At 75.2% G+C, this 12,632-nt stretch carries 11 protein-coding genes; 2 read left to right on the top strand and 9 right to left on the bottom strand.

What is annotated here, in order from left to right; all coding sequences use genetic code 11:
* Positions 1-153 precede the first annotated feature (153 nt).
* The gene (locus tag K7C98_RS02855; protein WP_224189936.1) at positions 154-1,008 is read right to left on the bottom strand and encodes a LysR substrate-binding domain-containing protein; all 855 of its coding nucleotides are present in this window, start codon (positions 1,006-1,008) and stop codon (positions 154-156) included.
* Between the two features lie 83 nt (positions 1,009-1,091).
* Between K7C98_RS02855 and K7C98_RS02850 the strand changes: the two genes are divergently transcribed.
* Positions 1,092-1,802, top strand: a complete 711-nt coding sequence (locus tag K7C98_RS02850) for a TSUP family transporter (RefSeq protein WP_224189935.1) — start codon at positions 1,092-1,094, stop codon at positions 1,800-1,802.
* Between the two features lie 200 nt (positions 1,803-2,002).
* Here the strand turns inward: K7C98_RS02850 and K7C98_RS02845 are convergent, their stop codons facing one another.
* The 5 genes from K7C98_RS02845 to K7C98_RS02825 form a co-directional block, all read right to left on the bottom strand.
* Positions 2,003-2,929, bottom strand: coding sequence for a hypothetical protein (locus K7C98_RS02845; RefSeq protein ID WP_224189934.1), 927 nt, complete (start codon positions 2,927-2,929; stop codon positions 2,003-2,005).
* A gap of 30 nt (positions 2,930-2,959) precedes the next feature.
* Positions 2,960-3,646 carry a hypothetical protein gene (locus K7C98_RS02840; protein WP_224189933.1) on the bottom strand — a complete coding sequence of 229 codons (687 nt, stop codon included), beginning with the start codon at positions 3,644-3,646 and terminating at the stop codon, positions 2,960-2,962.
* A 274-nt stretch (positions 3,647-3,920) separates the two neighbouring features.
* On the bottom strand, positions 3,921-4,253 hold the full coding sequence (locus tag K7C98_RS02835) for a hypothetical protein (RefSeq protein ID WP_224189932.1): 333 nt from the start codon (positions 4,251-4,253) through the stop codon (positions 3,921-3,923).
* 94 nt (positions 4,254-4,347) lie between these two features.
* Complete coding sequence (locus K7C98_RS02830) at positions 4,348-5,709, bottom strand: sigma-54-dependent transcriptional regulator (protein WP_224189931.1); 1,362 nt, start codon at positions 5,707-5,709, stop codon at positions 4,348-4,350.
* A complete protein-coding gene (locus K7C98_RS02825; RefSeq protein ID WP_224189930.1) occupies positions 5,706-6,632 on the bottom strand; it encodes a sensor histidine kinase in 927 nt (308 codons plus the stop codon). The genes K7C98_RS02830 and K7C98_RS02825 overlap by 4 nt, the downstream gene beginning before the upstream one ends.
* Positions 6,633-7,014: 382 nt before the next feature.
* On the opposite strand from K7C98_RS02825, the gene K7C98_RS02820 reads away from it, so the two are divergent.
* Positions 7,015-7,314 carry a hypothetical protein gene (locus K7C98_RS02820; protein WP_224189929.1) on the top strand — a complete coding sequence of 100 codons (300 nt, stop codon included), beginning with the start codon at positions 7,015-7,017 and terminating at the stop codon, positions 7,312-7,314.
* 82 nt (positions 7,315-7,396) lie between these two features.
* Here K7C98_RS02820 and K7C98_RS02815 read toward each other — a convergent pair whose 3' ends face one another.
* Genes K7C98_RS02815 through K7C98_RS02805 form a run of 3 tightly spaced genes read right to left on the bottom strand, consistent with a single transcriptional unit; the run spans position 7,397 to position 12,631 of the window.
* Positions 7,397-9,517 (bottom strand): peptidase domain-containing ABC transporter, encoded by a 2,121-nt coding sequence (locus K7C98_RS02815; protein WP_224189928.1) that lies wholly within the window; start codon positions 9,515-9,517, stop codon positions 7,397-7,399.
* 5 nt (positions 9,518-9,522) lie between these two features.
* A complete protein-coding gene (locus K7C98_RS02810; RefSeq protein ID WP_224190596.1) occupies positions 9,523-10,308 on the bottom strand; it encodes a thiopeptide-type bacteriocin biosynthesis protein in 786 nt (261 codons plus the stop codon).
* Positions 10,295-12,631 (bottom strand): lantibiotic dehydratase, encoded by a 2,337-nt coding sequence (locus K7C98_RS02805; RefSeq protein WP_224189927.1) that lies wholly within the window; start codon positions 12,629-12,631, stop codon positions 10,295-10,297. Before K7C98_RS02805 ends, K7C98_RS02810 begins: the two co-directional genes overlap by 14 nt.
* Between the last annotated feature and the right edge of the window lies 1 nt (position 12,632).

Below are 12,632 nucleotides of genomic sequence, written 5' to 3'. Positions count from 1 at the left end.
ACGACCGGCGCATCGAGGTGCGATTCTCTTTGTCGGACTCGACGAGGACGGCGCCCGCTCGTCACACTCACGCGGCTCGATGCCCTTTCGCCGCGGTGAAATTGTCCTGCTGTCCGAAGTCGCGGCTTTCGTCGGCACGCTCGACCCTCGAGCTCAGCGCGCGCTGCCGGAGCGAGCCGGCGGGCGGTCGGGCGGGTGAGCCAGCAGCAGCTCGCGCAGGCGGGCCGCGGCGGGCGGCAGGCGATCGACGCCGCGGTGGACCAGGTGGAGCGGGCGGGCGATCGGGGTCAGCGGGTGCGGCACCTCGACCAGGCGGCGCTGCGACAGATCGTGGCGGGCGGCGGCGCGGCTGACGAGGGCGACGCCAATGCCGGCGCGCACGTTGCCCTTGACCGAGGCGATGCTGCCGAGCTCCATCACGATCTCCGCATCGGGAAAATGGCGCTCGAGCAGCTCGCGCGAGGTCGTGCCGCGGGCGAACGTCACGAACGGCGCGTGGGCCGGGTCGCGCAGGTCGGGCGCGGCGACCAGGATCAGCTCGTCGACGAACCACGGCTCGCCGCGGTCGGTGGTGATCACGCCGAGGTCGAGGTCGCCGCGGTGCAGCGCGTCGAGCACGTCGTCGGTGTTGGCCTCGCGCAGCAGGAAGTGCACGCCCGGGTGCTCGGCGCGGAACGCCGCCAGCGTCGGCGGCAGCAGGTACGTGCACGCCGTCGCGCCCGCGCCGACCCGCACCTCGCCCGCGTGCAGGCCCTCGATCTCCGCCACCGCCCGCTTCGCGTCGTCGAGCGCCGCCAGCACGGCGCGGGCCCGCGTCACCAGCGCCGCCCCGGCGGCCGTCGGCGTCGCCCCGCCGGGGCCGCGGATCAACAACCGGGCCGCGAGAGCCGCCTCGAGGCGCTGGATCGAGGCCGTGAGCGCCGGCTGCGACAGGTGCGCGCGACGGGCGGCCTCGGTGAAGGTGCCGAGCTCGACGATGAGCAGGAAGTGGCGGAGCTCGTCGATCATCAGCGATTTTTATAGCAGCCTTCCGAAGATTCGATTGGGCGGATGACCCTGGGGGCACTAGACCAGGCTCAGGAGGGTCTGCCGTGGAGTTCGGGCTGTTGCTGGTGCTGGGCTGGGTCGCGGGGTGGCTGACGACCGTCGCCGGCCTCGGCGGCGGGGTGCTGCTGGTGCTGGCGCTGTCGCTGCAGACGAGCCCGGCCGAGGCGCTGGCGCTGTCTTCGCCGGCGCTGCTGGTCGGCAACCTGCACCGCTGGGCCGTGGGTCGCCGGGACGTCGACCGGCGGGTGGCCGCCCCGTTCGCGCTCGGCGCCCTGCCGGGCAGCGCGCTCGGCGGCCTGCTCGTGGTCGCCATGCCGACCTGGCTGCTGCAGGTCCTGCTGGTGTTGACGAGCGCGCTGGCGCTGGCGCGGGCGCTCGGCTGGTGGATGCCGCGCCCGCCTGCGGCCGCGCTGGTGCCCGCCGGCGCGGCCATCGGCGCCGTCGCGGCGACGACCGGCAGCGCCGGCCTGGCCGTGGGCGCCTTCCTGCAGTCCGCCGGGCTCACGGGCGCGGCCTACGTCGCCACCGCGGCCGCCACCGCCGTCGCCATGCACCTCGGCCGGATCGCCGCGTACGGCCTCGGCGGCCTCGTCACCGGCGAGACCGCGCTGCTCTCGGCCGCCCTCGCGCTCGCCATCCTCGCCGGCAACGTCACCGGCGGCCGCGTCCGCGAGCGCCTGCCCGCCGCGGCGTGCTCGCGCATCGAGCTCGGCGTGCTGTTCGTGTGCGTCGCCCTCGCGCTCGCGGGGCTGTGATTCGCGCGGGGTCGCGTGATTCCTGCGGGGACGGGTCATGCGAATCCGGCCTGTGCCGCGATTCGCACGCGATCACATCATCCGCCCCGCTCCCATCAGTCCCCGTGCTGTCGATCGGTCCCGTCGACGTGCGGGGCCCGGCGCATCGATCACCGCCCCGGTGACGACAATCGGTTTCACCGGCGAGGGTCGCGTCGGGTTCAGCGACGGAGGAATCGCAGCGGCCCGTCGCCGCGCGCTCGGGCCTGCAGGAACACGCGGGCCAGCTCGAGGTGGCGGCGGTAGTCGTCGCTCGCGGTGCGGCCGCGCCGGCCGTCGTGGTGAAAGCCGCGGGTCTGGGTCTCGACGCGGAAGGCCGGGCGCGCCGGTCGCAGCACCTGGCCGCTGTCGACGCCGAGGCTGATGATCGCCGCGGGCCGGCGGACCGCCAGCACCGGCGCGAGCGCGCGGTGAAAATTGGCCGCGGTGGCGTCGGTGTCGAAGTAGCGCCCGGCCAGCGCGTCCGCGGCGGTGGCCGCCAGCGGCAGCACCGTCGTCGCCAGCGTGAGCGTGCGCGACGCGCCTGCGTAGCGGTGCAGCGTCGCCGTCGCCAGCCGCTCGCGCCCTGCGAGCGCCAGCTCGGGCGCGGCCAGCTGCGCGGCCGCGTCGAGGCTGGCGAGATCGGCGACGAACGCGGCGGTGGGGTTGTCGGCGACCCCGGCGAACGGCCCGAATGCGGTCAGCACGATCGTCGGCTCGGATGTCTCTTCGGACAGCTCGCGCAGCGCCGCGGCGACCACCCGCGCGCACTGCTGCAGGCCGTCGCCGCGCGGGTGCAGGTGCGCAGCCGCGGCCGCGACCGGCCCCGTGGCGCGATCGGGCGGGACGTGGATGAAGCCGGTGAGGACCCCGGTGAACGCGGGCTCGCCGGCCAGCGCGATCAGGTTGGCGAGCTGGTCGGCGCAGTAGAAGGTGCCCGGGTCGACGCCGAGCTGCACGTCGGCCTCGGCGCCGGAGGCGGCGGTCGCCACGGCGCGCAGCAGGTCGTGCTGCGCGACGTAGCGGTCGCCGCTGCGAATGCCGTGGTCGGCGACGGCGGCCGGCGCCTGCGGGACGTAGTCGCGGCCGTAGGCGTCGAGGTCGTCCATGCCGGCGACCAGGGTAGCACGCGCGGCGGCTCAGCGGGTCTGGAAGTAGAAGCGATAGGCGCTGTTGTCGTGCAGCATGGCGAAGCTGCCGGTGTCGCTGTTCGACGGGGTGCCGACGAGGGTCAGCTCGCGGATCGAGTCGAAGCCGAACTGGTAGCTGGTGCTCGCGCGGTTGAACGCGCCCTGGTAGAGCTGCGTGTTGCTGCCGAGCTTGAACGCGTAGAAGCGGTAGTTGGCGCCGTCGTGCAGCATGCCCCAGCGCGACCAGTCGGTGTCGAGCGGGAACTCGAGCACGGGGATCTGCGGGATCGAGTTGTGGCCGAAGCGGTAGACGTTGGTGCCCGGGACCCACGCGGCCTGGTACAGCGTCTGGCGGAACCCGAGGCGGCGCATGTACAGCCGGTAGTCGGCGCCGTCGTGCAACATCGAGAAGCTGCTCGGGTCGACGTCGGCCGGGAAACCCTCGAGCCGCAGCTCGGGTATCGAGTTGTGGCCGAACGCGTAGGTCGAGCCGTTGAAGCCGAACTGGTAGATCGCGTCGCGGCTGCTGCCCTTGAAGCAATACAGCCGATAGGCCGCGTTGTCGTGCAGCATCGCCCAGCGGGCCAGGTTGGCGTCGGCCGGCGCGCCGGTGATGGCGATGTTGGGGATCGAGTTGTGCCCGAACTGATAGTTCGTGCTGCCGGGGATGTACGCGAATTGATTGAGGGACGGCATCGCTAGGGGGTCCTTTCGCGCCGCAGGGAGTACGGCGGCCCCGGATGCTTCCAAACGCGAAGGCCCCGATCAACGGGAGTTATCGCCCGGCGCGCCGCTGCGCGCGCTCTGGTGATTGTCGACGGGACAAAGTACGAACGGTGAATGCTGAGAACCGGTGATCAATCGGCGATCACACGAAACGCCGTGACCACGAATCGCGCGCCGCGTATGCGACGTGAGCGAGCGACGTTCACCCGCTCGCTGCCGCCGCGGCCCCCGTCGCCCGGGCCGCTCAGTCCCCGACGGCCCCGCCGAGGCACGACCGATCGAGGTATTGCATGAGCGCCGAGCTGCAGAATTCCCTCGCCGTCGAGTAACAGTCGGCCTGCATGGCCTCCCAGTCGCCGGTGAGGACGAGCGGCTCCTCGTCGGCCACATAGAACACGGTGGACTCGGTGCAGCGCGCGAGGCAGTACCACGGGCCGGCGTACGACGGGGCGGCGCACCAGCCCTCGCGCATGCGGAGCTCGCCGGCCACGTCCGCACCGTCGGGCGCGGGCGTCGTCACCGCCGGCGCGGTGAGCAGGATCGTCTGGGTGCAAAGAAGCGCGGCGAGCGTCGACATGACTCGTTCCTCCAGAGGTCAGAGGTCGGCAAGTGTGCACCGACGTCCGTCCGCGTCGAGCGAGCGAACGAACGGCGAACCCCGAGGCGATCGCTCACTCGACCTCGAGGCCGAACTTCTTGATCAGGCGGTACAGCGTGGTCCGCTCGACCCCGAGCTCGGCGGCGGCGTCGTTGCGCCGGCCCTGCGCGCGCGCGAGGGCGAGGCGGATCCGCCTGGCCGCCGCGCGGTCGAGGTGGGCCTGCAGCGGCAGCGCGTCGTCGGGGTCGCCGCTCGCGGGCGCGGGCGCGGTCGCCTCGAGCAGCAGGTCGTCGCGGGTGATGACCTCGCCGCGCGCGAGCACGGCGGCCCGCTCGACCAGGTTCTCGAGCTCGCGCACGTTGCCCGGCCACGGATGTCCCTTGAGCCATGTCTCGACGGTCGGGTGGAAGCCGACGAACTCGCGCCCGAGCTCGGCGGCGAAGCGGGCGAGGAAGTGGTTGGCGAGCGGCAGGACGTCCTCGGGCCGCTCGCGCAGCGGCGGCAGGCGGATCGGGATCACGGCGAGGCGGAAGTACAGGTCCTCACGGAAGCGGCCGGCGGCGACCTCGACCCGCAGGTCGCGGTTGGTGGCGGCGACGATCCGCACGTCGACGGCCCTGGCCCTGGTGCCGCCGACCGGGAGGACCTCGCGCGTCTGCAGGGCGCGCAGCAGCTTGGCCTGGAAGTCGAGGTCGACCTCGCCGATCTCGTCGAGGAACAGGGTGCCGCCGCCGGCGCGCTCGAACACGCCGGCGCGGGCGCCCGCGGCCCCGGTGTAGGCGCCGCGCTCGTGGCCGAACAGCTCGCTCTCGAGGACGCCGCTGGCGAACGCCTTGCAGTTGACGGCGACGAAGGGGCCGAGCGCGCGGTCGCTGTGGTCGTGGATCGTGCGCGCGACCAGCTCCTTGCCGGTGCCGCTCTCGCCGGTGACGAGCGCGGTCGCGCGGCTGCGGGCGGCGCGGGCGGCGAGGTCGAGGACCTCGCGCATGGCCGGGCTGAAGGTGATGATGTCGGGCGAGCCGGCGCGCTGCAGGGCGGCGCGCAGGCGCCGGTTCTCGCGGGTGAGCGCGCGGACCTGCAAGGCGCGGTGGACCAGCGCGCGGCAGGCGTCGTTGTCGAACGGCTTCTCGACGAAGTCGAACGCGCCGTCGCGGATCGCCGCGACCGCGCTCGGCACGCTGGCGTGCGCGGTGACGAGGACCACCGGCATGTCCGGAGAGACAGCTCGCGCGCGCCGCAGCAGCTCGAGGCCGTCGACGCCGGGCATCATCAGGTCGGTGAGCAGGAGGTCGTACGACTGCTCGGCGAGCGCGCGCAAGAAGGCGTCGGCGCCGGGGAACACGTCGACCTTGTGGCCGTCGCGGCGCAGCAGCATGGCGAGGATCTCCGCCATGCGCGGCTCGTCGTCGACGACGGCGATCTGCGCGGCCGTCATGCGGCCTCCGGCAGGCGCACGCAGAAGCAGGCGCCGCGGCCGTCGGGGCCGAGGCCGCCGCCCGGGACCAGCTCGAGCGCGCCGCCGTGGGCCTCGGCGATCCGCGCGGCGGTGGCCAGGCCGAGGCCGGTGCCGGTCCTCTTGGTGGTGAAGAAGGGCTCGAACAGCCGCGCGGCGTGCTCGGGGGTGACGCCGGGGCCGTCGTCGCGCACCAGCAACTCGACCGCGTCGCCGCGCCGGCGCAGCCGCAGCTCGATGCAGCCGCCGTCGCCGATCGCCTCGGCGGCGTTGAGCGCGAGCCCGTAGACCAGCTGCGCCAGCAGGTCGGGGTCGCCGCGCAGCGCCGAGCCGTCGCCCCCGGCGGCCGCGAGGCGGCCGCGCTTGGGCCGCAGGGCGTCGCGCACCAGCGGCTCGACGGCGGCGACGAGGTCGACGAGCTCGACCGGCTGCCGCCGCGGCGCCAGCGGCCGCGCGTAGTCGAGGAGCGCGGTGACCACGGCGTTGAGGCGGTCGACCTCCTCGACGATGAAGCGCGCGGCCCGGTGATTGTCTGTCCCCTCAGGCATGTCCTCGAGGACAAGCGCGGCGGACGAACGGATCACGCCGAGCGGGTTGCGGACCTCGTGGGCGACGCCGGCGGCGAGGCGACCGATCGCCGCCAGCTTCTCGCTGTGGGCGGCGCGCCGGTGGCTGTCCTCGAGGGCGGCCGCGCTGGCCCGCAGGCGGTCGCGGGCGTCGAGCAGGAGGCCGATGGCGTAGCCGAAGCCGGCGAAGGTGACGGCGAAGAAGCCGACGACGACGGGCGAGACGTCGACGCCGACGAGGCGCAGGAGCAGGAAGTCGAACAGCCCGGCGCCGAAGCCGAGGACTGCGCCATACCAGGCGCGGCGCGTGGACGGTGGCGAGGGCGACGCTGAGGGCACGGGGTCGGCTCCGATCGGCTCGAGCTGGAGGGCGCGGAGGCGACTATAGGCGAGTCGGGGCCGGACGATCACGCGGGTCGCTCGAGCACGCGGCGTGCCAGCGGCGTCCAGGCGCCGAGTCCGCGCGAGGGGGCGAGCTCCTGCACCGGCAAAGGCTCGCGCGAGCGACACGGGCTCGCCCGGCCGCGAACTCGTCCGCGCCACCGAGCGCGATCGACACACCGCGGTGGGGGCGGGTTGCACCGCGAGGGTGCAGCGCCGCAACGCGTGTTGCAGCGCTGCAACGTCGACCGCGGCGCGACGGCCCCTGAGCCGCGCCGCGCCGCCGTATCGGCGCTGGCACGCCGGTTGCTCATGGACCGGCACGAAAGGAAATCATCGCATGAACACCCGCCAGATCGTCCTCGCCGTCCTCGCCCTCGACTTCCTCGCCCTCAGCGCCTACGTGGTCGCCAACCACGGCTACGTCGGCATGTTCGTCGAGCTGTTCTCGACGTGGCCGGGGATCCTCACCGGCGTCGACCTGACGCTCGCGCTGCTGATGATCATGAGCTGGATGCTGGTCGACGCGCGCAAGCACGGGCTCGGCGTCGTGCCCTACCTGGCGGTCACGCTGGCGTTCGGCTCGCTCGGGCCGCTCGCCTACCTGATCCGCCGCGAGCGAGCGCTCCGCGGCCGATGACCTCGCCGCGGGCGGCCGTCGAGGTGTTATTCAAAGGACATGTCTCTTTCGACATGTCGCTTGGATAACCTCACATCTCGCCTCACACCCGCATGAGCGCCCGGTACGCCCCGTCGCGCGCCAGCAGCTCGGCCGGCGCCCCGAGCTCGACGAGCCGCCCGCGCTCGAGCACCGCGACGCGGTCGCACATCGCGGCGACGCTCGGGCGGTGGGCGATCATGATCGTGGTGCAGCCGAGGTTGGCCAGGTTGCCGAGCACCTCGGCCTCGGTCGCGGGGTCGAGCGCCGAGGTCGCCTCGTCGAGCAGCAGCAGGCTCGGGCGGCGGACCAGCGCGCGCGCGAGGGCGATCCGCTGGCGCTGGCCGCCCGAGAGGTTGGCGCCGCCGTCGACGAGCACGGTGGCGTAGCCCATCGGCATGGCGAGGATGTCGTCGTGCACGGCTGCGACCTGGGCGGCGGCGATGATGTCGACCTCGTCGGCCCCGGGCGCGCCGAGGACGATGTTGTCGCGGATCGTGCCGTCGAGCAGGGCCGCGCTCTGGGTGACGACGCCGGTGCAGCGGCGCAGTGCGTCGAGGTCGAGGCGCTCGAGCGGCACGCCGTCGACGGCGATCGCCCCCGACGTCGGGCGCACGAGGCCGAGCAGCAGCGCGGCCAGGCTCGACTTGCCGGCGCCGCTGCGACCGACCAGGCACAGGCGCTCGCCTGGCCGCAAGGACAGGCTCACGTCGCGCACGACCGCGGGGCTGTGGGCGTCGTAGGCGAAGCTGACGTTGTCGAGGGCGATCGCGCCGGCGATCGTGGCGGGCGCGTGCGCCCCGGCGGGCGCGACCTCGGGCGCAGCGCGCAGGACGTCGTCGATGCGCTCGATGTGCCCGGCGATCTGCGGCAGCCGGCCGAGCGAGGCGACGAGGCTGCCGATCGGGGCGAGGAAGCTCATCGCCAGGTAGGTGCTGCCGAGCATCGGCCCCAGCTCGAGCGCCCCGCTCGCGACCTGGGTCGCGCCGAACCACACCAGCAGCAGCGGGGTGGCGACGCGCAAGGCGTGCAGCACGCCGTCGACGCCGGCGCCGTGGCGGTCGCGCTCGGCCTCGGCGGCGTGGGCCTCGGCGTGGAGCTGGTGCCAGCGGCCGAGCGCGACGCCCTCGCTGCCCATGGCCTTGAGGGCAGGCAGGGCCGCGAGCGCGCGCCACTGGTAGCCCTGGGCCTGGGCCTGGCTGGCGATCTGGCGCGCCGACAGGCGCTCGCCGAGGGCCCGCGCGCGCACGGCCACGAGCACCTGCACGAGCGACAGGGCGATCGCCGCCAGGGCCATCGGCCATGACCAAAAGGACAGGACGGCGAGGTAGAGGATCACGAGCGCGCCGTCGGTCAGCAGCGCGGCGGCGACGGCGGCGAGCAGCTGGCGCACCGGGACCAGCGCGGCGAACCGCAGCGCGAGGTCGCTGCTCGGGCGCAGGGCGAAGAAGCCCCACGGCAGGCGCACGAGGTGGGCGAACAGGCCGCGCGCGAGCTCGCGGTCGAGGTGCAGGCGCAGGCGCGACAGCAGGCGCTCGCGGGCGACGAAGCTGACGAGCTGGCCGAACGCGAACAGCAGCACGACCAGGCCCCACGCGCCGAGCCCCGGGTCGCCGGCGCCGGCGCGCGCGACGAGGTGGGAGATCAACAGCGGCCCGGCCAGCGACAGCGCGGCCAGGCCGCCCGAGGCCAGCGCGAGCCGCCCGAGCACGCCGCTCGCGCGCAGCGAGCCGCGCAGCGCCGCCCACGTCGGCGACGGCGGGCGCACCGGGGCGAGGGTGAAATCTGGCCCCGGGGACAGCTCGAGCGCGAGCCCGGAGAAGCCGCGGGCGAACGCGGCGGCGTCGAGCGCGCAGCGCCCGCGTGCGGGGTCGACGAGCACGACCCGGCCGGCCTCGGCCCGCTCGAGCACGACGAAGTGCTTCCCCTCCCAGTGCAGCACGCTGGCCGGGGCCAGCTTGGCGGCGGCGGCGGCGGGCAGGCGGACGCCGCGGCCGACCAGGCCGTACTGCTCGGCGGCGCGGAGGACCGCCAGCGCCGAGGCACCGTCTCGACCTGTCCCGAGCGCCATATGGACATTGTCCCGCCCGACCTTGCGCCCGTGGAACGCGAGCACCATCGCCAGGCAGGCGGCGCCGCAGTCGGCGGCGGTGGTCTGGGGGATGAAGGGGACGGCGACGGACATGGCACTCACCGGACCGGGTCGGGGGCGAGGCCGACGAGGCCCCGCTTGGGGTTGTGGGCGACCACCATGGCGCGCACGCAGGCGGCGATGGTGGCGGCGGGCACGGCGTGGCGGTTCCACACGAAGGCGGCGATCGCCGGCAAGATCGCCCGGCGGCCCCACAGCAGCTCGCCGCGCCGCCACAGGCCGTCGAGCTCGGCGGCATAGGCGATGTTGGCCGCCTCGTGCGCGCTCAGGAGGTGCGCCTCGGCGGTGCCGGCCCGCCGCCGCAGCCCCGCCAGCGACACCGGCGAGAGCGTCAGCGCCGGCGCCTCGACGTCGGCGTACAGCTTCTCGAGGTTGCACCACACGTCCCACGCCTCGCCGTGATCGCCGGTGCAGCGCGCGAACAGATCGGCGAGCACCGCCAGGCACTGGGTCGCCGGGCTGAGGGCGACCCCGCCGATCACGAGCAGCCGCTCGCGCGCGAGGTACAGCCGGGTGTCGGCGTCGAAGTAGCGGTGCGCCGCCGCGGTCGCGCCCGGGCCGCCGAGGTCGTAGGTCTCGGGCTCGTAGGCGCTGTAGAACCACTCGGCGACGTCGCCGTCGTCGCGCGCGCCGACGAGGATGTCCTCGAGGACAGGCTTCAGCCGCGGCCCGAGCGGCCCGCCGAGGCGCAGGCGCAGGCCCGGCGGCTTGCGCACGAACCACAGCGAGTCGGTCCCCGCGCCCCGCAGCAGCGGCTCGGCGCGGTCGATGCGGCGCATGAGCGCCCGCTCCGAGGGCCGCCAGCTGCCGTCACGCGCAGTCAGCGAGACGTTGACCTGCAGCCACCGCGGCTCCGAGTCGCTCGAGCAGCGCGGGGCGCACCACGGACAATGCGAGCTCGGCGACGTGGCGTTCGCCGCAGGCGGTGGAGATCCAGGCGTCATCGATGAACTCCTCGACGGTGATGCAGGTGACCCCACCTGCTCCTTCGGACATGGCCTCGACGGCCAGCGGGGCGTCGCGCGGGACCAGCAGCGGCGGCTCGCCGTCGCGGTGGACCAGGACCAACTCGGGCCAGCCGCGCTCACGCGCCAGCCGCTGCCACACGGCGAACCGCGCGGGCCCGGGCGCGGCGCCGACGAGCGCGCGCAGGTCGTCGCCGACGAGCACGCTGCGGCGCGTGCGGACGACCGCGCCGCAGGGCAGGCGCACGCGCGGGCTGTGCCGCCGCGACTCGACCTCGGCGCGGAAGCCGAGCCGATCGCCGCGGGGGATCTGCGGCGGCGTGCGCATCGACGAGACCAGCAGCAGGTACTGGCACGGGTCGTCCGGCGGCTGCGCTGCGGTGAAGCTGTGGATCGCCAGCGGCCGCGCCCGCCCGGGCACGACGCACACCGGCGCGCCGGTCCGTACGTCGCGCTCGACCCTCGCGCCGCGCAGGTCGACGGCCTCGCTCTCGGCCGCCCACACGTCGACGAGGTGCGGCACGAAGCGCGGGCTCGCCTGTACGTTGGGACAGGCGTGGGCGAAGCCGAGAGCGGCCTGGTCGACGCCGGTGACCGCAGCGACCCGCTCGTACTGGGCGCACAACCACCGCGTGACCGCGCCGCCGCTCGGCTCGAGCAGCCCGGCGCAGCGGGCGAACGCGGGGGTGGCGTCGCGCACGAGGCCGCGCAGGACGAGCCGGCCGGCGTCGATGCGCTCGCCGGACCGCGAACCGCCAGCGATCGTCGGCGCGCGGCCGATCGTGAACAGCAGGCACCCGAGCGGCGTGTCGCCGCCGCCGGGCGGCAGCGCCGGCGTGACCAGCTCCTCGGCGTCGGTCCCGGTGAGGCGATCGGCCCAGGCGGCCGCGCGCGCGGCCAGCTCCGGGCCGAGCTCCTCCCCGAGACCCTCCCAGGTGGCGAGCGTGACCTGGTCGCGCAGCAGCGCCGGCGGCTCGAAGCCGGCGAGGTCGCGGCCGGCGCCGCCGAGCCAGCGGTCGACGAGCGCGGGGCCGAGCGCGCCGCCCATGCCGAGCCCGGCGGTGAAGGCCGACAGCTCGGCCGCGGCGGCGCCGATCGTCGCCGCCACGTCGCGCCCGAGCGCGATGGCGAGCGGCGCCGTGGTGTCGCAGCGCAGGGCGGCGCGCGGGCGCTCGATGTCGCCCAGCCCGAGCGCCTCGGCGAGCGCGGCCACGCGCGCGTCCGCGCCCGCCAGCGCCTCCGCCAGCGCGGCGGGCGTCATGCCGAGGGCGCTCTCGCTCAGCGCGTCGCACTGCGCCTGCAGGTCGCGCGCGGCGGCGCGCCATGGCGCGGCCTCGCCGGGCGAGAGCGCGCCCGCGGCCTGCTCGAGCGCGTCCCACGGCGAGGTGAAGCGGGTCGGGAAGCGCAGGCCGCCGACGAGCACGCCCTGGGCGACGAGCAGGTCGACCACCCCGGCGCGCGCCGGCGCCGGGAAGCCGGCCGCCGCGAGCACGGCCGCGGCCTCGTCGCAGCTGACGGTCGCGGCCGCGGCCCGCAGCGCGGCGATCGCCCGCGTCAGCGCCGGCGCCGGCGGGACCCGGCGCAGCCCGGCGTCGTGCGGCAGGCGGAAGGCCACCCCCCCGGCGTCGACCCGGAGCGTCGGGTTGAGCTTGAAGCGGGCGCGCGCGCGGTAGTCCGGGCGCGCGGCCAGGGCGGCGAGCATCGCCGCGAACACCCCGAGGTCGGGGGCGAAGGCGCAGCGGGCCGCGGCCGGCTCGCAGGTCACGCCCTCGCCCTCGCCCACCCGCGCGAGCGCGACCCCGGCCCACATCCCGTTCGGCTCGGGCCGGGCGACCGCGCGCGCCAGATGGCGGTACAGCGAGGTCTCGCGGTGGCGGACCCGCTTGCTCCGCGGCGCCCGGGCCGTGCCGGCCACGCTGCGCGCCAGCTCCGGGTTGCCGAGGGTCAGCGCGCGCATGAACGCCGGGTCGTCGGCGGTGCCGGCCCACAGCGTCGCCCGCGTGCGCTCGACCGCCGCCGCGTAAACCTCGCAGTAGGATGTCCACCCGGACATGTCCTTCGGGCTAGCCTCGCGGGCCCGCGCCGCCAGCTCCGGCTCGGCCAGCGCCTGCACGCGGCTCAGCGGGAACGCGGCCACCCGGACCACCGCCGCCGGGCACAGCGCGAGCTCGGGGGCGGGCATG

The sequence above is a fragment of the Nannocystis pusilla genome, from assembly GCF_020073745.1.
Taxonomy (GTDB): Bacteria; Myxococcota_A; Polyangia; order Nannocystales; family Nannocystaceae; genus Nannocystis; species Nannocystis radixulma.
This window is presented reverse-complemented; position numbering and strand designations above follow the sequence as displayed.